This window comes from Ruegeria sp. AI2 (assembly GCF_056541275.1).
This window is the reverse complement of sequence record NZ_JBQFYB010000011.1, coordinates 62,904-81,477: the sequence shown is the minus strand read 5'-3', so window position 1 is coordinate 81,477 and position 18,574 is coordinate 62,904. Positions and strand designations below refer to the sequence as shown.

The following is an 18,574-nucleotide window of genomic DNA, read 5'->3' as shown; positions in this document are numbered from 1 at the left end:
CTTTCACCTTTGATCGAGAAAGTTCGAAGAATTTTCGGAGAAAACCATGCACGTCTCAGCAATTCCCCAGGTGGCTCAAACGCCATTGGCCCAGACCCGACTGAAAGACGCGGCCATCGAGTTGGAGGCCGCATTCCTGAGCGAAATGATGAAGTCGGCCGGATTGGGCAAGACGCGCCAGTCTTTTGGAGGAGGAGCCGGTGAAGACCAGTTCTCTACGTTTCTTGTTCAGCATCAGGCACGCGAACTGGCCCGGGCTGGCGGGGTGGGTTTGTCAGAAATTCTGCTGAAATCACTGATGGAGAAAACCGATGGCATCTGAAGTCGACATGGCACTGATCAAATCTCTGGAAGAAGTTCTGGATCTGGAGCGTGCGGCGCTTGTCCAGGGTGATCTGGATCGACTGACGCATATGGTGCCGGAAAAAGAAAAACTGATCGGCGCGATCAACGACCTTCAGGTGCTGGACAGCGATGCATTGGTTCGGGTGCAGCAGAAAGTCGAACGCAATCAGGCATTGCTGAACAGTGCCGCCGACGGGATTCGGGCCGTCGCCAGCCGCATGGCTGAACTGCGACGGGTTCGGCAGGAATTCAGCACGTACGGCGCGGATGGGCAACGAAGTGAGTTTTCCGTTCGAAATACGGCAAAGCTGGAAAAACGCGCATAGGCCTGGGTTTGATTCAAATCTGAAACACCTGGTTCGGGCGTTTTAGCACTCCGTTAGGGGATCGGGCTCAAAAGTGATGCTGCACCTGGAAACATCAGGTGGCGCGAACAGCCACGCGGCGCGTCGCACAAGTCAGAAAGACACCAATGCCCGCAGATATTGTGGGGTGAACATGGGCGAAAATCGCCCGAAGGCAAAAGGATAAAAGCTATGTCCAGCATTCTGACAAACAATGGCGCGATGGTTGCGCTGCAAACTCTCAAGTCGGTCAACAAGAACCTGGCGATGACCCAGAACGCGATTTCGACCGGTAAGGACGTCGCGACAGCCAAGGACAACTCGGCGGTTTGGGCGATCTCGAAAGTGATGGAGTCCGACGTCAAGGGCTTTAACGCGATCAAAGACAGCCTCGCGCTGGGCGAATCGACTGTTGCGGTTGCGCGAAATGCGTCTGAAACTGTCACCGACCTCTTGACCCAGATGAAAAGCAAGATCGTCGCGGCGCAGGAAGACAACGTTGATCGCGGTAAGATCAATGACGATGTGACCGCACTGAAGGATCAGATCGCATCGGTTGTCAGCGCGGCCCAGTTCAACGGTCTGAACCTTGTTGACGGCTCGACCGGCTCTGCATCGATCCTCGCATCGCTGGATCGGGACAACACCGGGGCAGTGACTGCGTCGTCAATTTCAGTCTCGGGGCAGAACCTGTCGACCGGTGGATATGTCACCAAACAGGTTTTCGACGGCTCTACCGGCGCATCGACCGGCAATGACCGCGTGGGGGCAACCATTGACAATGGTGCAACGGCCGCGACGGCGTTGGTGACCGATGAATCCAGCGGCGCTTTCGCGGCCGGAGACAAGGTTGTCGTCGCCATTAACGATCAGGTTGTTTCCTATACCGTTTCCGCGGAAGATGCTGCTGCGACGACGACAGGTGACCTTGTTGCTGTCGGATTGAAATCGAAGATCGAAGAGCTGGGAATTACCGGCCTGACTGTCGATTACGACTCCGGCACTGCGGGTACGTTGTCGGTTACAAACGGCACAGGATCTGACATCTCGTTTTCGGCTCAGTTCGTGAATGCGGGTGCCGGTGGTTTGGGCGCGCTGGCAGGTATTGATGTGTCGACAGGTGCGGGGGCAACCGCTGCGTTGGCGGCTGTCGAATCGCTTATCGATACTTCGATTGATGCCTCGGCCGCCTTTGGCTCGGCGCAGGGTCGTATCGAGACCCAGAAAGAGTTCATTTCGAACCTCTCTGACTCGTTCAAATCCGGTATCGGTGCGCTGGTCGACGCTGACATGGAAGAAACCTCGGCGCGTTTGCAGGCCCTTCAGGTGCAGCAGCAGTTGGCAACACAGTCGCTTTCGATCGCCAACCAGGCGCCGCAGTCGATCCTGTCGCTGTTCCGCTAATACGCAACGCGGTCCGGGGCGCGGTTTTCGCGCCCCGGTCGTGACTATCTGACGACGGCTTTTTGGAAGGATTTCAAGTGACCCCGCAAACCCTCGCTCAATACACCTATGCGCAAGCCGCCGCGCCGACGCGAACGCCCCGTGACACTGAATATGAGGCAATTTCCAGAATTACACGGCGTCTCAAGGCGGCCACGGCGCGCAAGGCAACGGACTTCTCGGCGTTTGTTCAGGCCGTGCACGAGAACCGCCGGTTATGGGGGGTGTTGGCGACAGGTGTCGCGGATTCGGCAAACGCTTTGCCGAACGATATTCGCGCCAGGATTTTCTACCTTGCCGAGTTTACGGAACTGCACAGCAGCCGCATTTTAGCGGACGGCGCGTCCATCGAACCATTGCTTGAAATAAACACGGCGATTTTGCGCGGATTGCGCCAGATGAGGGCAACCTGATGAGCGGGCTGGTTTTGAAACTCGCCCCGAAGGAAAGAGTGCTGATCAATGGTGTCGTGATTGAAAACGGCGACCGCCGTGGCCGGTTTTCAATCATGACGCCGCAGGCCAATGTCCTGCGACTGCGCGATGCGATACATCCGGATGAAGTAAATACTCCGGTGCGCCGTGTCTGCTATGCCGCGCAACTTGTTCTGTCCGGAGACATGGATCCGGCTCGGGCGCGTCAACACCTGTTGCGCAGCGTAGAAGAGCTGAGCCAGGTTTTTACGGATACAGATAGCCGTCGTGTATTGTCCGAGGCGACAGACGCGCTGGTGGCCGAGCAATACTATAAATGCCTCAAGTCACTTCGCTCGCTTCTCCCGCGCGAAGAACGGTTGATGGCCTATCAGCAATGAGCTTTCAACCTGTCATTCCGACTGGCGGGATCGTCGGCTGGCGGTTTCTGCAACGTACTCACCAAGGACAGTTTCAAAGTTTCTCGTCTTCGGCAGTGAATGAGAGGGAGACGAAGTATTTCCTGGACAACATTGGGAAAGTGAAGACCGCCGAACAGTTGGTTTCTGACCGCAGATTGTTGCAGGTCGCTTTAGGTGCCTTTGGGTTGGAGGGGGATGTGGATAACCGGTTCTTTATCCGGAAAATCCTGGAGGACGGAACACGGGCGGATGACGCTTTGTCCAATCGTTTGGCGGATAAACGGTACCGGGAATTTTCGGATGCTTTCGGGTTTGGTCCGGGAGCTGTTCGAAAAACGGTGCTGGTCACAAATATGGAAGAGATAGCTCAGGCCAGCCTTTCAGCGCGGTTTGAGATCGCGGTCGGACAGTCAGATGAGACGATGCGCATTTCGCTTTATGCCCAGCGCGAGCTGTCTGATCTGGCGAAAAGCGGAAGCAGTACAGATACGAAATGGTTCGATCTTATGGGATTGCCACCGCTGCGCAAAATGATGGAAACGGCGCTTGGGCTACCACCATCATTCGCCCAACTGGATATCGACAAGCAATTGGTCGAGTTCAAAAGCCGGTTATTCCGTCTGACTGGATCGGATGATCTGGCACAGTTTTCCGACCAGAAGGCGGTTGAGAAACTCACCGACACCTATCTGGCCAGAAGTCAAATCGCGGGTCTTCAAAGTACGATCTCGTCAGCGCAGACCGCTTTGATCTTGCTTGGGGCTGTGTAATCAGAAGACGCGGGGCAAAAGCCCGGATCGCAATCTAGTACCCGACATCTCTCGTTTGACCTGCACAAACCAAAAGTTAACCGTTCAAAATCTCGTCGGCTGTGGTTTGCAATGCGTAGCATATAACGGGTCGAGTCACGTTGTGCAGGTTGACCGCGCCCAATGGCAAGGCGTTGGAACAGGCAGGCACGATATCTTCGGATACGACTATTCGATGGCCTTCGGTTTTCCCATATTCGCCCAACCGCGCTGCTATGTTGGCCGCTTGTCCAATAACCGTAAAATCAAGTCGTTCACGAGAGCCTACATTGCCATAGGTGACGCGCCCATAGGCCACACCAATCGAACAGTCGCAATGTATGCCGGTACCTGCTTTACGCAACTCTCCCAACGTTTCGACGATTTTGATTGCCGAGCGCTGGGCGTTGGCACGGGCCGCGCTGGCGTTTTCATCAGCTGCCGGGAATACCGCCAGAACAGCGTCACCAATGAATTTCAAAACTTCGCCTTCGTTTTCGTGAACGATACCCGAGACGGTTTCAAAAAACTCGTTCAAAACACTAATATATGTGCCCCGCCCCAGTTTCTCTTCGAGGCTTGTCGAGTTGCGGAGGTCACAGAACATGATTGCAGCGTCGATTTCATCCCCGTCACCGCGCCGGATCTCGCCCCCTAGAACGCGTGCGCCAGAGCGTTTTCCAACATATGTTTCCAGCAAAACCTGCGCATTCTCGCGTTGCATGAACACTTCGTAAAAGCGTGCGATTACCGAAGAGCATTCGAATACAAGGCCCAGATTCTCGGTGGTGAACCCGTTGGGATGGTCACAGGTCAGGGTCAGAACGTTCGTTCGCCCGTCAGAGAAGGGCAACGGCATCGCGACATAGTCGGTGGCACCCTTTGCCCGCAACTCCTCCATGATTGGGAAGCTGTTATGCGGGTTATCATCGTTCAGCCTTTGCCGTACGCCGCCCAACCCGTTCGAGACATGGCGCAACGGGCTGTTGATGAAAGCCGGGTGATCATAGATTTCGTAGGTCGGGGCGCGGGTCAGAATCTCGTCCTGATCCTTTTCCCAGATATAGTGTTTGCCCGCGATCAGGGGGTGCAAGGACCATGCCAGAATGCTCAGCCGCTGGATGGCGATGCCGTGCTCCAGCATCTTCTCGGCCAATGCCTTGGTAAAGCTTTCGGGCGTGGTCGCGGCGGAAGCACCGCGCATCAGCCAGTCGATCAGTGGTCCGCTGATATTGCCGTCGTCAGGCTCGCGCAGGCGATTGTCGCCCAGGTCAATCCGGGTGTAGGCGCCGGACACAAACCCGATACAGCCCCGGATGTCCGCGCTTTCCGGCAGGGCTTGTTCGTAAGCCCAGACGGAATTGGTCAGAGGCCCCGAGGCCAGTTGGATGTCGTGGTAAGTGGCGGTGCCTTTGAACGGGCAGAATGTTTGCAGGTCTGTTTCTTCGCTCAGATCCACACAGACATCTGCGCGGGGAACGTAAATCGTTGGCGGCAAACGCGTTTCATACATCACCTTTGCGTTTGTGCTTTCAGCCAGAAGAATGTCGTTCCGGTAAATGGCAATCTTGCCTTCCAGCGGCTCAACTGAGATTCCATATCCATTCATCTGTGGCGCGGCGTGGACGTTCATAAGCGACCTCCTCTGCCTGGGGTTTGTTTAGAATGGGGCTTTCCACCTGACATTCCAAGAGGCTGCAACGGGAATTTACCGGGCGCGAGCGACGCGCCAAAACGTCAGACCATTTGAATGACGTCCTTCTCGATCGACAGCATATACCCCTTCTTGGCAATATTCTTGACCAGCAGTTCGCTGACCATCTGGTTGCCAAGCGCGTCGCGCAACCGCTTGATCCGTGTTGCGCCCGCGGCTTCGTCACAATCGGCGGCATCGCGACCGGAAATCATGGCCTCGATCTGGGCGCCGGACAATACCTCGTCATCCAACCGGGATTCCGCCAGAATCGACAAGGTTTCCATCGCGGCGGGCGTCAGTTTGAAATCCATGTTGTTAAGGTAGACAGTGTTTTCTTCGCGACTGATCAGCAGCGACGTTACCTGAATGCCGGTGCGTTCGATCTGTGCCATGCGCCGGTTCAACAAGACCAGCATCACCAGAAAGACCAGTGCCGAGATCATCATCGCACTGGCAAAAACCAGCAGCACATAGATTACCATCCGGTAACTGGACAGGGTGTCAGCAAAGGCGGTGCCAGACTGGGCCAGAATTTCAAGCAGGCGAATCTCGGTCTGTGACGTCAGATCGGCCTCGACAAACAGCCGCTCGACACGTGCGTTGAACGCATTTGCGTCCGGCAAGGTCCAGAACAGGAAAACGGCAGCGGTGATCAGAATGACGACAATGGCCGCGATGCCCAGCACAACCAGACGGACACCCGACCGGCGTGCATCAGAAACGGAGATAGAATTGTCCGGCATTGCCTTTCCTCTGATCCAACCCTTCCGGCCCGAAAACGGACTGCACTTCAAGCAAGGTCCAACCCGACGCGTTCAGGCGCTGGGCGATTTCTGCCCGGGCCTGCCCCTTGTCGCAACTTGTGACCTGCATGACGCCGTAATGCAAACGCAGCGGGTTGTCCTTCTTGGCTTTGTAGTCCGCATAACAATCTGCCGCTGTCGCAGCAGAACCAAGCGATAACAGGGCCGCAAAGGTCAGAGAAGAGAGGATCTGTTTCATAGGCCGCATCCTGCGCATGAGTTGCCGCGATATTCAATAACCCAAGGGGTTTGCTGCCTCTGATATCCGATAACACCGGGCCGTTATTGCTTGTCTGGGGCAGGTGCCCCCACTTTCAGGGCAATCAGCACGCGGTCCGTCATACGGTCGCACGAACATCCGAAAGGACAGGCATCATGCATAAGAAATTCATCGCTTTGATCATTGCGACCGCGGTTGCGATTACCGGTGTGTCGGCTTCTCAGGCGAAGGCGGCCGACGCAAAGGACATTCTTGGGGGGCTGGCGGCCATCGCTATTATTGGTGCCGGCGTTCATTACTATAACAAGGAAAAGAAAAAGGATCGGGCGACGCGTCAACAGACCTATACCCATACACCACATGTGACGCAGCCGGTGCGTCCGTTGCCGCCGCATGTGGCGCGTTACGACCTGCCCCAGCGCTGCCTGCGCACCTATGATGGGTATTCGCAGGACCATCCGCTGCTTGGGCCGAAATGCCTCGAGAAACATTACAAACATGCCAATAGCCTGCCGCAAGAGTGCAAGGTCGGTTTCTGGAATGGCAAAAAGGTCAGGCGGGCCTATGAACCTGCATGCCTGCGCCAGAAGGGATACCGCGTCGTTTATCAGTAGTTCGGGTTGAGCAGGAACGGCGCCAAAGAAGTGCCGTGAGAGAGAGGGTGGTGTGGGCCGCCCTCTCTTTTCTTCTTGCGGTGCTACGCGAAACGCGGTTTGCCAAGGGCATGACAATGCCAAACTTCGAACTTGAGCAGGCGCTGCTGGACATGGGCCACATCCGTATCGCCGGTGTGGATGAGGTCGGGCGCGGCCCATTGGCCGGGCCGGTTGTGGCTGCCGCCGTGATTCTGAACCCGAAGCACTTTCCCGAAGGGTTGAATGACTCAAAAAAGCTGACCGCAAAACGCCGGGCCGTGCTGGACGCCGAGATTCGGGACGCTGCTGAGTTCGCGGTGGCCGAAGCCTCTGTCGCCGAAATTGATGAGGTCAATATCCTGAGGGCGTCGCACTTGGCGATGATGCGCGCGGTGGAGGCGTTGACCCCGGCACCTGATTTCCTGCTGATCGATGGCAACCTGATTCCGCAGGGTCTGAGAATTCCATCACAGGCCGTTGTGAAGGGCGATGCACGATCGGTGTCGATCGCGGCTGCTTCGATCCTGGCGAAAAACTGGCGCGATCAGGTGATGGTGGATTTAGCGCAACAGCATCCGGGTTATGGGTGGGAAACCAACGCAGGCTATCCGTCAAAACAACACAAGGAAGCGCTGCGAAATCTTGGCGTGACCCCACACCATAGGCGTTCGTTCAAACCGGTGCACAATATCTTGTATCAAGAGTAAATCGTAAGTTGCTGATTCAAAAAAGAATTTGACGGCGAATCGACTTTGACTCATCCTTGTCTCAACCAAATGAGCGCAAAAGCGCCGTGGACACTTGAGGCAGTGATATGACAACAACCACCAAAAAGGGCGCAAGAGCGCTCCCTTTAAACACGATTCTATCCGGGGACTGCATCGATGTGATGAACAGTCTGCCCGAGGCGTCAGTGGATCTGATTTTTGCGGATCCGCCGTATAACCTGCAATTGAAAGGTCAGTTGCATCGCCCGGATAATTCGCAGGTCGATGCGGTGGATGATCACTGGGATCAGTTCGCAAGCTTCGGGGCGTATGACCAGTTTACACGCGAATGGCTGAAGGCGGCGCATCGTCTGCTGAAACCCAATGGTGCGATCTGGGTGATCGGGTCTTATCACAACATTTTCCGCGTGGGGTCAGCGCTGCAGGATGCCGGATACTGGATTCTGAACGACGTTGTGTGGCGTAAGTCGAACCCGATGCCGAATTTCCGCGGCAAACGGTTCACCAACGCGCATGAGACGATGATCTGGGCGTCTAAGCGCGAAGGCGCGAAATACACCTTCAACTATGAGGCGCTGAAAGCCCTGAACGAGGGTGTGCAAATGCGCAGCGACTGGGTGCTGCCGATCTGCACCGGGCATGAGCGGCTCAAGGATGAAAACGGCGACAAGGCGCATCCGACGCAAAAACCGGAATCGCTGTTGCACCGCGTGCTGATTGGCTCGACCAACCCCGGCGATGTGGTGCTGGATCCGTTCTTTGGCACCGGCACCACCGGGGCCGTCGCCAAGATGCTGGGGCGCGAGTTTATTGGTATCGAGCGAGAGGAAAGCTATCGCAAGGTGGCTGAAAAACGCATCGCCAAGGTCCGCAAGTTTGATCGCGAAGCTCTGGAAGTCAGTGCCAGCAAACGTGCCGAGCCACGCGTGCCATTCGGCCAACTGGTCGAACGCGGGATGTTGCGCCCGGGTGAAGAGCTTTATTCCATGAACCAGCGCCACAAGGCAAAGGTGCGTGCGGATGGAACGCTGGTGGGTGACAATGTCAAAGGGTCAATCCATCAGGTCGGCGCGCATCTGGAAAACGCCCCGTCCTGCAACGGCTGGACATACTGGTGCTTCAAGCGGGACGGCAAGACCGTACCGATTGACATCTTGCGGCAACAGATCCGCGCAGAGATGCACAACTGAATTCACGAACACCGCCGGTGCCTGTGGCCTGACACATGGCACTATGCCTTGCCCCGCCGATCAACCGGCGGGGTCTTTTGTTTTGCCTTCAACAGTGATTGCATAAGGCTGCCTAGCCTCCGCAAGAAAGACCACGGCCATGACCGAGACGACCGCACAGCCCCGCCGAAGCCTGTTTTTCACCCAGCCCGATGCGTTTGATCTGGACAACAAATATACCGAGGCCGCGTTGGAACGGCACAAGCGCGAGGGTCTGGAATTGGCTGTGCGTGCGCGATGGGTAGCGATGGCGCTGACTGCGGTGCTGCTGGTTTTTCTGAACCCGCAATGGGAGGTGCTTTGGTATCACTTCATTCTGCTGCTGATCTGCGGCAACGGGTGGTTGATCCGCCGTGCAGGTCGTGTCGGGCAATCGCGGGGCGAGTTGTTTTTGATTTTCGTCGACCTGCTGATCATGACACTTGGGATGATCGTACCCAATCCCTTCAGCGATGATGTCAGGCCATTGGCCATGCAATACCGGTTCGACAACTTTCAGTACTTCTTCATCATTCTGGCGGCAGGCACATTGGCCTATTCCTGGCGGACCGTGATCGCCATAGGGACCTGGACGGCGATGATGTGGACGATCGGGTGGATCGTTGCCTGGTGGGTCGCAACGCCCATTCCCGGGATCAGCGAAAAAGTTGCGACCGCTTTGCAAGACTACCCGGATGTTGCCGAGCTTCTGGATCCGAACAGTTTCATGGCGCCTCAGCGCATCCAGCAGGCGATCGTTTTCATGATGGTGGCCGTGACTTTGGGCCTTTCGATGCAACGACTGAACCGGCTATTGATGAGCAATGCAGGGCTGGAACGGGAACGGGCCAACCTGTCACGCTATTTCTCGCCCAACGTGGTAGAGGAGCTGAGCCAGAATGACGAGCCGCTGAAACAGGTCCGAAAAGAGAATGTGGCCGTTCTGTTCATCGACATCGTCGGGTTCACGAAATACGCCGCCGGTCGTGACCCTTATGACGTGATCGAAGTGCTGCGGGGCTTTCACGCCCGCATGGAAACCGAGGTTTTTCGCCACCACGGGACCCTGGACAAGTATCTGGGGGATGGGCTGATGGCGACCTTTGGTACCCCGGTGCCCACGCCGTTGGACGCAAGCAACGCGCTGGGATGTGCGCGCGCGATGGTCAGCGTGATCGACCGATGGAATCTGGACCGCCGCCGGGCGGGAGAGCCTGAAATCCGCGTCGGGATTGGGGTGCACTATGGCTCGGTCGTGCTGGGCGACATTGGTGCGAACCGGCTTGAATTCGCGGTCATCGGGAATGCCGTCAACGTCGCAGCCAAGCTCGAGGCGCTGACGCGTGCTTTGCAGGCGCGTATCGTGGTCAGTGACGCTGTGCGCGCGCGGATTGCAGAGGAAAACCAGTCTGCGTCTGTCGCCATGACTGGTTTTGCAGAGCTTACCGATCAATCCGTGCGCGGCGTGGAAACACCGATGGATATCTGGGTGATGAAAGGCTGAAGACCTTACGCCCCGCCAGAACAGTACCCAAAGCGCCGAGCCTGATGGGCCGGGCGGTGCATCGGTTACGCATCAGGTGCGGGGTTCAGGGCCTTGTTATAGGCGTGCCAATCGGTGATCTCGGGGTAGTACTGGCGCCGCCATTCCCGGACCCGCGGGTTCATGACCCGTCGCCACAGCGGCGGGATCATCGCAGCCACAGTCATGACGGGATAGCCATAGGGCAGTTGCGGTGCCGTTTCGGGTGTGTGGTGTTGAAGCAGCGGGAACCGGCGGTTTGGCTTGTAGTGGTGATCCGAATGGCGCTGAAGATTGATCAGCAACCAGTTTGAAGCTTTCTGCGAGGCATTCCAGGAATGCCGGGGCAGGACGTGCTCATACCGCCCGTCGCCCAGATATTTCCGGGTCAACCCGTAATGTTCAACGTAGTTGACCAGTTCCAGCTGCCAGATCGCGACACCGGCCTGCAACAGAAACAGGGCCAGACCGGACCATCCTCCGATCAGGGCCGCCAGTGCCAGCATCCCCCCTTGCAACGCCCAGTACCGCCAGAACGGGTTGGAGCGGTCGGTCCAGGGGCGGTCCTTGCGGGCCAGTTTTCCGCGCTCGGCGTTGAAGGCCGAGATCAGACTTTGCCGCAACACCCTAGGGTAAAAGCGGTGAAACCCTTCGTTGTATCGCGCCGTCACCGGATCGCGTGGCGTTCCCACATGACGGTGATGGACCAGCAAATGCTCGGACCGGAAATGAGAATAGAGCACCATGGCAAGAAGGATATCGCCCAGCCAGCGTTCCCAACGGCTTTTCTGATGCATCAGCTCGTGGCTGTAATTGATACCGACCGTACCCGAGATAACACCCATGCCAAAGAACAGGCCGATTTTCTCAGGCGTCGAAAGTTGACTGCCGTGGCTCGCGTACCAGATCAGGCCAAACAGGGTAAGGAACTGAAGGGGTGCCCAAAGCTTGGTCAGCAGGATATACCGTTGCAGAGCATCGTCTGGCGTCTCAGGGTCCGCATTTCCCACGTTGAGCCCGGTGATCCGGTCCAGCACGGCAAAGACCCACCAGGTCGAGATCGGGATCAGCAGAACCCACCATCCGCCCGCGAAAGCAGTGAACCAGATCAGTGGGATCAACAGCAGGGACACCCAGAAGGGTGATGCCGGTTGCCAGCGTGCCAACGAGACTGTTGCGCTCATCTCTGGTGCTCCTACTAGATGGGGACAGCCTAGCCGCGAGGCCAGGGAATGCACAGCGGTGTTATTGCCCTTTCCACAGATCATAGGCTTTGCGCATCACCGTGGGCAGGTCGCTGGGTTTGAAGCTGTGCTTTCCCACTGCGATCAGATGATCAGGAACATACTGACCGGTGGTTTCTGCGGTCCAGATTCTTAAAATCAGATGAAAATGCGTAAAAGTGTGGCGCACCTCGCCCGGCACCATCTTCCAATCTGCCGCAAGCGGGGGGTGCTCGACCGGATCGTCAGCCCAATCCGATCCGGGCCAGCCCAGCATTCCGCCCAGCAGACCTTTGTCCGGTCGGCGCTCCAGCAGCAAGGCCCCATCTGACATGCGCGCGATGTAAACGTGACCGTGACGGGTGGGTTTGGGCTTTTTCGGTGTTTTTCGGGGAAGATCGGCCTGTGTTCCCGCAAACCGCGCTTGGCATGGATCACGCAGCGGGCAAATGCCACATGCCGGGGATTTCGGTGTACAAATTGTGGCCCCCAAGTCCATGACCGCCTGAGCGTAATCACCGGGCCGATTAGAAGGTGTCAGCGCTGAAGCTTTTTTCTTCAGCAGGGGTTTCGAGCCGGGCAGCGGCGCATCAATGTCGTAAAATCGGGCCATGACGCGTTCGACATTGCCGTCCAGAACCGTTTCAGGTTGATCAAAGGCAATGGCCGAGATTGCCGCAGCTGTATAAGGGCCGATTCCGGGTAAATTCAGCAGCGCATCATAAGTTTCGGGGAACTGACCATTGTGATCCCGCGTCACAACGCGGGCGCACTTCAAGAGGTTGCGCGCACGTGCGTAATACCCAAGGCCGGCCCATTCCCCCATGACCTGCTCATCCGGCGCGGCTGCCAACGCCTGAACCGTAGGCCAACGTGTCATGAAGCGCAGAAAGTAATCCCGCACCGCTGCTACAGTCGTCTGTTGCAACATCACTTCGGATAACCAGACCCGATAAGGGTCAGGGCGCACCCCGGCGGCGCGCTCTGCCGGTCCTGTGCGCCATGGCATGGCGCGAGCGTTGTGGTCATACCACTCCAGAAGCGCAGCGCTGACGGTGAATTCAAAGGAATCACGCAAGTTTTATTCGTCTCCCTGTCAGGTTTCGCTGGCACCCGGTGTTCTGCCTACTACAATAGCGGTGCAGGAGTTGGAAACCAGATGCAACGCAGACGTTCGTCAACCCGCGGGTTCAAGCGCACCGCGTCTTTGCTGAATGACCAGATCAGGCGCGCCGGGGAAAGCCGGGGCTTTGCTGTGTCACGTCTGTTGACCCATTGGGCCGAGATCGTGGGTCAGGATACCGCCGCCATCGCGCGCCCAGTCAGTGTCGGCTATGGCAAAGGTGGTTTCGGCGCGACTCTGACCGTTCTGACCACAGGTCCGCAGGCCCCGATGCTGGAAATGCAGAAGGAACAGCTGCGTGGTAAAGTGAACGCGGTTTACGGTTACAATGCCATCAGCCGTGTCCGCATTACTCAGACCGCTCCGACCGGATTTGCCGAGGGGCAGGCCAGTTTCGACCATAAACCGAAGCAAGCAAAACCCGAGATTGCACCTGAAATTGCTGCCGAGGCAGACAAAGTGTCACGCAGTGTAAATGATGAAGATTTGCGCGCGGCCCTTGAACGTCTTGGGCGCAACGTTTTATCCAAACAGAAACGCTGAGAAAGGGCTGAGAATGAGCCGTATTGCAACCGTAATCTGTGCGGCCGTCGCCGTGGCCGCTGGCGGCTATTGGGTGTCGCTGTCAAATTCCAATACAAGTTTTCCGCTGGTCAGTGCCGCCGAGGCGCAAGAGGCGGACCTGGATACATCCACCATCATTGACATGGTTCAGGGCGCCGAGGGCGCGCCTGTCGAAATCATCGAATACGCATCCTACACCTGCCCGCATTGCGCGAATTTCCACAAGAGCGCGTATAAACAGCTCAAGAAGGATTTCATTGATACTGGTAAGGTCAAGTTCACCTATCGTGAGGTCTATTTTGATCGCTACGGTCTGTGGGCGTCGATGGTGGCCCGCTGCGCCGGTCCCGAGAAATTCTTTGGCATCACCGATCTGATCTATGAAGGTCAGGCAGAATGGACGCGCGCAGGAGGTCCGGCCGAGATCGTCGATGAACTGCGCAAGATCGGTCGTCTGGCAGGTATTGATGGCGACCAGCTTGAGGCCTGTTTGCAGGATGGCACCAAGGCGCGAACATTGGCCGCATGGTATCAGGAAAACGCTGAACGCGATGGAATTCAGGCGACCCCGTCCTTCATCGTGAATGGCAAGAAAGTCGACAATCAGTCCTACGCGGACTTCAAAAAGCTGATTGAAGCTGAGCTCGGCAGCTGACTCGACCCCAGCTGGCCCCGCCGGGGGCCAGCCTGGTTTACTTTGGTGAAGGGGCGGCTTTCAAAAGCATGTCCCTGACCCTGTCGGCGTCTGAAATCTGAAGCCGAACCGGCAAAGTGATCACCTTGCTTCGGAAAGCGGGGGGCAGGCGAACGGCGTCTTTTTCGGTGGTGACCATCTGAGCGCCCAGCAAACGCGCCTCGTTTTCCAGTCGGGTCATCAGGGCCTGTGTCAACGGTTGGTGATCGTCCAACGCCTCGGCGCGTACCAGATCAACACCCAGCCGCCGCAGGGTTTGGAAGAACTTTTCGGGATAGCCGATGCCTGCGAACGCCAACGCACGCGTTTCTGACCAATCCATACCGGTTTGCAGGGGTTCGACCGCCCCGGTGACATGAGGAACGGTCAACCGGCGTTTCCAGTTGTCGGCAAATACCTTTTGCGCCGCCTCTTCCCCCAAGGACAGTACAAGATCGGCCCGTTGCAGGCCGGTATCGACGGGCTCTCGCAATGGACCGGCTGGCAGGCATAAGCCGTTTCCAAATCCGCGCTGGGCGTCCACAACGATAATCGAGAAATCCTTGGCGACCGAAGGGTTCTGAAAGCCATCATCCAGAACGATCACCGTTGCCCCCGCTGCGGCCGCTGCACGCGCGCCTGCCGCCCGATCCTTGGCAACCCAGACCTCGGCAAACATCGCCAGCAACAGCGGCTCGTCCCCCACCTCGGCGGCGGAGTGCCTGCCCGGATCGACCTGCACCGGGCCTTCCAGTGACCCGCCATGTCCTCGTGTCACGACATGGGGCTTGTGCCAGGCATTACCCAGTTGTTCGAGGGTCCAGATGACGGTGGGCGTTTTCCCGGTTCCACCTGCATTCAGATTGCCGATGCAGATCACGGGAACACCGGGATTTTCCCCTGATTTCGAGGCAATCCTGCGGGCTGTCGCTACGGCATATAAGCGGCCCAGCGGGGCCAGCAGCCGCGCCCTCAGATCCGGCTGGTCCGGAGGTGTGTTCCAGAAATCAGGTGCCCGCATGATCTGCGCTCCGCTGGTCCAGAATATCCTGCACCATTTCGATGAGGGTGTCTGCCTGCGGCGCACCTTCGGTGATTATCTGCCATCCAGCCAAAGCCATGTCAGCGGCGCGGTCTGGTGCCAGAAGCTGTACGACGGCATCGCCCAACTCGGTTGCTGACTTGACCTCCTTGGCGGCGCGGGCCTGTTGAAGGTGGGCGTAAAGCTCGTGATGGCGATGCACGAATGGTCCAGAAATTATGGCGGACCCCAGCGCGATTGCGTCGGACGGGTCCTGACCACCTGCGCCGCGTTCCAGTGAACTGGCCATGAACGTCACTGCCGACACCCGGTGCCACAACCCCAGATTTTCGGGGTCGGCAGTCAGAACGACCTGCGTGCTGTCTTCGATCAAGCCACCATTGTCCCAGTTGACACAGCGTAAATCCATCGTCTCCAGCCGCCGTTTTAGGGGGGCAGCCTCGTGAACGTCGGCGACGTGAAGTACCAGAACCAGCCGGTGCAACAGGCGCAATGCCTGACGATGTGCTGTCAGAACCGAAATGAACTCTTTGTCCTGCACCCAGGCAGCCAGCCAAACAGGCCGCCCTGCCAGCGTGTGGTTGGTTTCGATCAGCTCGTCTTCTGGCCAAGGTCTTGGATTTGGGCTGATGCGCAAAGGTGGCGATTCTTCGACTGTTGAAAACGGGATGCCAAGTCTCCGGATGTGCCGGGCGGTTTCAGAATTTGCAGTCAGTATCTTGCGAAAGCAGCTAAAGGTCACTCTGGTTATGTCTGGCAGCCAGCGCGCGTTCCGGGACAGTGCAACGGTAAATTGGGCGTCGAACAACACCAAGGGTACGGCCTGTTCATCAGCTCGGGTTATGATGTTGGGCATCAGATCACCACCAACCCAAATCCCGATACCTGGGCGCCAGTATTCGATAAAGTCACGCGCGGCCCCGCTCTGCTCCTGAGGCAGGTTGATCAGGGGAAAACTGCATTCCGGCCAGGCAGACAGATCCGCGTCCGGCGGGGCGGTCAGCAGAAAGTGCAGCTCGGATCGGGACTGAAGCAACCGGCGGCAAAAATCACTCACCGCCCGCAGGCGGTCTGACGTGGCGACGTGCATCCACACGACCTCGCCTTCGGGGCGTGGCAGGTCGGTTTTTACACCAACGCCGTTCCGCATTCTCCAGGACAGCACCCGATAAGCGGCAAGGCTTAATGAGCGCGGTTTGCTCATGCGCCGATTCCGGGCCCGATCGGGTCCAGCTGAGCCCACAGTTGCCCGTGGATCGCGGTGCTGGCGGCGATTACGCCATTCAGTCTGGGGTGGGCATTGTTGAAGATCAGCGGTTGACCCAAACGGTCTGAACAGACGCCGCCTGCCTCTCGGATGATCAGATCGCCAGCGGCAATATCCCATTCCCAGCTGGGGCGAAGGGTCAGCATGGCATCGAACCGCCCCTGTGCGACCAGCGCCATGCGATAGGCAAGCGAAGGACGGTATGCGCGGTGGAAGGCTGGAACATTCTGATTGCGCCAGTGCTGTGTGTCCAGATTTGGTTTGGCGGCCAGAACCTGAGATTGCAATAGCTCAGGCGTTTTTGACGTCGTGATCTTTTGCCCGTTGAGAGTGGCGCCCTGACCCTGCGCCGCAGCATAAAGCAAGTCGCGCATCGGCAGGTAGATTACAGCGGCAGTCACAATGCCATCCACGGCAACAGCCAGCGAATGCGCCCAGGTGCGCGCGCCTTCGGTAAAGCTGCGGGTGCCGTCAATCGGATCGACGATAAAGGTGTTGCTGCGGTCCAAGCGCTCGGGCGAATCCTCGGATTCCTCGCTGAGCCAGCCATAGCCTGGCCGCGCAGCGCACAGCTTTTCTTCCAGCATCGCGTTGACGGCCAGATCGGCCTCGGTCACCGGACCGGCACCACCGGGTTTGTCCCAACGCAGTGCTTGCGTTCCGGAGTAGCGTGTAGCGATCTTGCCGGCCTCAATCGCGGCCTCAATCAGAAGGGGCAGATCAGTTGCCGGCAAGTGTCATTCCTTCGATCAACAGCGACGGGACCACGCGCGACAAATATGTGCGCGCGTCATTGGCGGGAATGATCCGCCGCAACATATCACGCAGATTACCTGCGATGGTGCATTCGTTGACAGGATGCGTGATCACACCGTTTTCGACCCAAAACCCTGATGCACCACGGGAATAGTCGCCTGTATTGGGGTTGATCGTCGATCCGATCATGGAAGTGACCAGCAAACCGGTGCCCATATCGCGCAGCAGATCTTCGCGACTGCGGGCCCCTTGCGTCAGGCCCAGGTTCCAGTTGCTGGGCGAGGGTGGGCCGGACACACCGCGCGCAGCGTTGCCCGTGGAGTCCATGCCCAGCTTGCGGCCACTCGACAGATCCAGCGTCCACCCCGTCAGGACACCGTTTTCCACAATCACCCGGCGCTGCGTCGGCAAGCCTTCAGCATCAAATGGGCGCGAGCCTGAGATGCGCGGGCGGTGCGGATCTTCGATCAGCGACAGATGCGCGGGCAGAACATCCTGCCCAAGACAATCCTTGAGCCAAGACGCGCCCCGCGCAATAGCGGCCCCATTGCTGGCGGCCAGCAGATGCCCGATCAGCGAAGACGAGATACGTTCATCAAACAACACCGGGAAACTGCCGGTCGCCGGTTTGCGCGCTCCAACCTGTTGCACAGCGCGTTCCCCAGCGGTGCGCCCAATCTCAGCCGCGTCGCGCAGGTCGGATTGAAACGTCCGGCTGTCACCGTCATAGTCGCGCTCCATCCCGGTGCCTTCACCCGAGATCGCAACGCATGAGATGGATCGGCTGCTGCGCTCATACCCACCGGAAAACCCGTTTGTAGCCGCCAGATGCACCCGGTGCGTTCCGTAGCTTGCAGCAGCATCCGACACCTGCGTGACGCCTTTTACCGCCAGTGCTGCGGCCTCGGCGGCCAGCGCATCCTGCATCAGGCTTTCCGCGGACGGGGCCGGGTCAGAGTCCAGCAATTCCAGTGACTTAATATCCCAGTCACTGGCCAGTTGGCTTTTGTCCGCCAGCCCGGAATAGGGGTCCTCGGGCGCCTCTTTTGCCATGGCCACGGCGCGTTCGGCCATCGCCGCAAGGGTTTCCGGGCGGCTGTCAGAGCTAGACACAATGGCTGAGCGTTTACCCAGAAACACGCGCAAACCCAGATCAGCGCCTTCCGAGCGTTCCGCATGTTCCAGTGCGCCGCCCCGCACATCGACCGAGACCGAGGACCCTTCGAGAACGATGGCATCTGCTGCCTCTGCGCCTGCCCGGCGAGCAACATCGAGCAATTGTTGGCTGATTTCTTCTGGTGTGCGGGTCATGAGGTCTCCGGGTTGATTGCCAAGGACCTAGCCTCGCACTGCCCGCCC

The 18,574-nt window shown here is 57.9% G+C and carries 21 protein-coding genes; 12 read left to right on the top strand and 9 right to left on the bottom strand.

What is annotated here, in order from left to right; genetic code table 11:
- Positions 1-46: 46 nt before the first annotated feature.
- From ACR0LL_RS16685 to ACR0LL_RS16660, 6 genes are all read left to right on the top strand, one after another.
- Positions 47-322, top strand: coding sequence for a rod-binding protein (locus tag ACR0LL_RS16685; protein WP_480588347.1), 276 nt, complete (start codon positions 47-49; stop codon positions 320-322).
- Positions 312-671, top strand: a complete 360-nt coding sequence (locus ACR0LL_RS16680; protein WP_480588346.1) for a flagellar biosynthesis protein FlgN — start codon at positions 312-314, stop codon at positions 669-671. The genes ACR0LL_RS16685 and ACR0LL_RS16680 overlap by 11 nt, the downstream gene beginning before the upstream one ends.
- A gap of 210 nt (positions 672-881) precedes the next feature.
- The gene (locus tag ACR0LL_RS16675; RefSeq protein ID WP_209505009.1) at positions 882-2,093 is read left to right on the top strand and encodes a flagellin N-terminal helical domain-containing protein; all 1,212 of its coding nucleotides are present in this window, start codon (positions 882-884) and stop codon (positions 2,091-2,093) included.
- 77 nt (positions 2,094-2,170) lie between these two features.
- Positions 2,171-2,545, top strand: coding sequence for a flagellar biosynthesis regulator FlaF (flaF, locus tag ACR0LL_RS16670; protein ID WP_267366590.1), 375 nt, complete (start codon positions 2,171-2,173; stop codon positions 2,543-2,545).
- A complete protein-coding gene (flbT, locus tag ACR0LL_RS16665) occupies positions 2,545-2,946 on the top strand; it encodes a flagellar biosynthesis repressor FlbT (RefSeq protein WP_267366588.1) in 402 nt (133 codons plus the stop codon). Before flaF ends, flbT begins: the two co-directional genes overlap by 1 nt.
- Positions 2,947-3,086: 140 nt before the next feature.
- Positions 3,087-3,737, top strand: coding sequence for a DUF1217 domain-containing protein (locus tag ACR0LL_RS16660; protein ID WP_480588344.1), 651 nt, complete (start codon positions 3,087-3,089; stop codon positions 3,735-3,737).
- A 76-nt stretch (positions 3,738-3,813) separates the two neighbouring features.
- On the opposite strand, the gene ACR0LL_RS16655 is transcribed toward ACR0LL_RS16660, so the two are convergent.
- The 3 genes from ACR0LL_RS16655 to ACR0LL_RS16645 all read right to left on the bottom strand — a co-directional run bounded on the left by ACR0LL_RS16655 (position 3,814) and on the right by ACR0LL_RS16645 (position 6,453).
- Positions 3,814-5,388 (bottom strand): DUF427 domain-containing protein, encoded by a 1,575-nt coding sequence (locus ACR0LL_RS16655; RefSeq protein WP_480588342.1) that lies wholly within the window; start codon positions 5,386-5,388, stop codon positions 3,814-3,816.
- A 104-nt stretch (positions 5,389-5,492) separates the two neighbouring features.
- Entirely contained in the window at positions 5,493-6,194 is a 702-nt protein-coding gene (locus ACR0LL_RS16650) for a winged helix-turn-helix domain-containing protein (RefSeq protein ID WP_267365085.1), read from the bottom strand.
- Positions 6,166-6,453, bottom strand: a complete 288-nt coding sequence (locus ACR0LL_RS16645) for a hypothetical protein (RefSeq protein WP_480484131.1) — start codon at positions 6,451-6,453, stop codon at positions 6,166-6,168. Before ACR0LL_RS16645 ends, ACR0LL_RS16650 begins: the two co-directional genes overlap by 29 nt.
- Positions 6,454-6,629: 176 nt before the next feature.
- Here ACR0LL_RS16645 and ACR0LL_RS16640 point away from each other — a divergent pair, with 176 nt between their 5' ends.
- From ACR0LL_RS16640 to ACR0LL_RS16625, 4 genes are all read left to right on the top strand, one after another.
- Entirely contained in the window at positions 6,630-7,088 is a 459-nt protein-coding gene (locus tag ACR0LL_RS16640; RefSeq protein WP_480488575.1) for a hypothetical protein, read from the top strand.
- Positions 7,089-7,198: 110 nt separating this feature from the next.
- Positions 7,199-7,816 (top strand): ribonuclease HII, encoded by a 618-nt coding sequence (locus ACR0LL_RS16635; protein ID WP_480588340.1) that lies wholly within the window; start codon positions 7,199-7,201, stop codon positions 7,814-7,816.
- Positions 7,817-7,923: 107 nt separating this feature from the next.
- Positions 7,924-9,027, top strand: coding sequence for a DNA methyltransferase (locus tag ACR0LL_RS16630; RefSeq protein ID WP_480588339.1), 1,104 nt, complete (start codon positions 7,924-7,926; stop codon positions 9,025-9,027).
- Between the two features lie 139 nt (positions 9,028-9,166).
- A complete protein-coding gene (locus ACR0LL_RS16625) occupies positions 9,167-10,549 on the top strand; it encodes an adenylate/guanylate cyclase domain-containing protein (protein ID WP_480588337.1) in 1,383 nt (460 codons plus the stop codon).
- Positions 10,550-10,614: 65 nt separating this feature from the next.
- Here ACR0LL_RS16625 and ACR0LL_RS16620 read toward each other — a convergent pair whose 3' ends face one another.
- Together ACR0LL_RS16620 and mutY are read right to left on the bottom strand one after the other, a co-directional pair.
- A complete protein-coding gene (locus tag ACR0LL_RS16620) occupies positions 10,615-11,751 on the bottom strand; it encodes an alkane 1-monooxygenase (protein WP_480588335.1) in 1,137 nt (378 codons plus the stop codon).
- Between the two features lie 61 nt (positions 11,752-11,812).
- Positions 11,813-12,868, bottom strand: coding sequence for an A/G-specific adenine glycosylase (mutY, locus tag ACR0LL_RS16615; RefSeq protein ID WP_480588333.1), 1,056 nt, complete (start codon positions 12,866-12,868; stop codon positions 11,813-11,815).
- Positions 12,869-12,949: 81 nt separating this feature from the next.
- On the opposite strand from mutY, the gene ACR0LL_RS16610 reads away from it, so the two are divergent.
- Both ACR0LL_RS16610 and ACR0LL_RS16605 read left to right on the top strand, forming a co-directional pair.
- Entirely contained in the window at positions 12,950-13,456 is a 507-nt protein-coding gene (locus ACR0LL_RS16610) for a DUF721 domain-containing protein (protein ID WP_480484125.1), read from the top strand.
- 13 nt (positions 13,457-13,469) lie between these two features.
- Positions 13,470-14,132, top strand: a complete 663-nt coding sequence (locus ACR0LL_RS16605) for a DsbA family protein (protein ID WP_267365070.1) — start codon at positions 13,470-13,472, stop codon at positions 14,130-14,132.
- A 37-nt stretch (positions 14,133-14,169) separates the two neighbouring features.
- Here ACR0LL_RS16605 and lpxK read toward each other — a convergent pair whose 3' ends face one another.
- The 4 genes from lpxK to ACR0LL_RS16585 are packed head-to-tail and all read right to left on the bottom strand — an operon-like array spanning position 14,170 to position 18,526.
- Positions 14,170-15,171 carry a tetraacyldisaccharide 4'-kinase gene (gene lpxK / locus ACR0LL_RS16600; RefSeq protein WP_480588331.1) on the bottom strand — a complete coding sequence of 334 codons (1,002 nt, stop codon included), beginning with the start codon at positions 15,169-15,171 and terminating at the stop codon, positions 14,170-14,172.
- On the bottom strand, positions 15,158-16,396 hold the full coding sequence (locus ACR0LL_RS16595) for a 3-deoxy-D-manno-octulosonic acid transferase (protein ID WP_480588329.1): 1,239 nt from the start codon (positions 16,394-16,396) through the stop codon (positions 15,158-15,160). The genes lpxK and ACR0LL_RS16595 overlap by 14 nt, the downstream gene beginning before the upstream one ends.
- Positions 16,393-17,193: an inositol monophosphatase family protein gene (locus ACR0LL_RS16590; RefSeq protein ID WP_480588327.1), complete on the bottom strand. Its 801-nt coding sequence runs from the start codon at positions 17,191-17,193 to the stop codon at positions 16,393-16,395. The genes ACR0LL_RS16595 and ACR0LL_RS16590 overlap by 4 nt, the downstream gene beginning before the upstream one ends.
- The gene (locus ACR0LL_RS16585; protein ID WP_480588325.1) at positions 17,180-18,526 is read right to left on the bottom strand and encodes a TldD/PmbA family protein; all 1,347 of its coding nucleotides are present in this window, start codon (positions 18,524-18,526) and stop codon (positions 17,180-17,182) included. The genes ACR0LL_RS16590 and ACR0LL_RS16585 overlap by 14 nt, the downstream gene beginning before the upstream one ends.
- Positions 18,527-18,574: the final 48 nt, after the last annotated feature.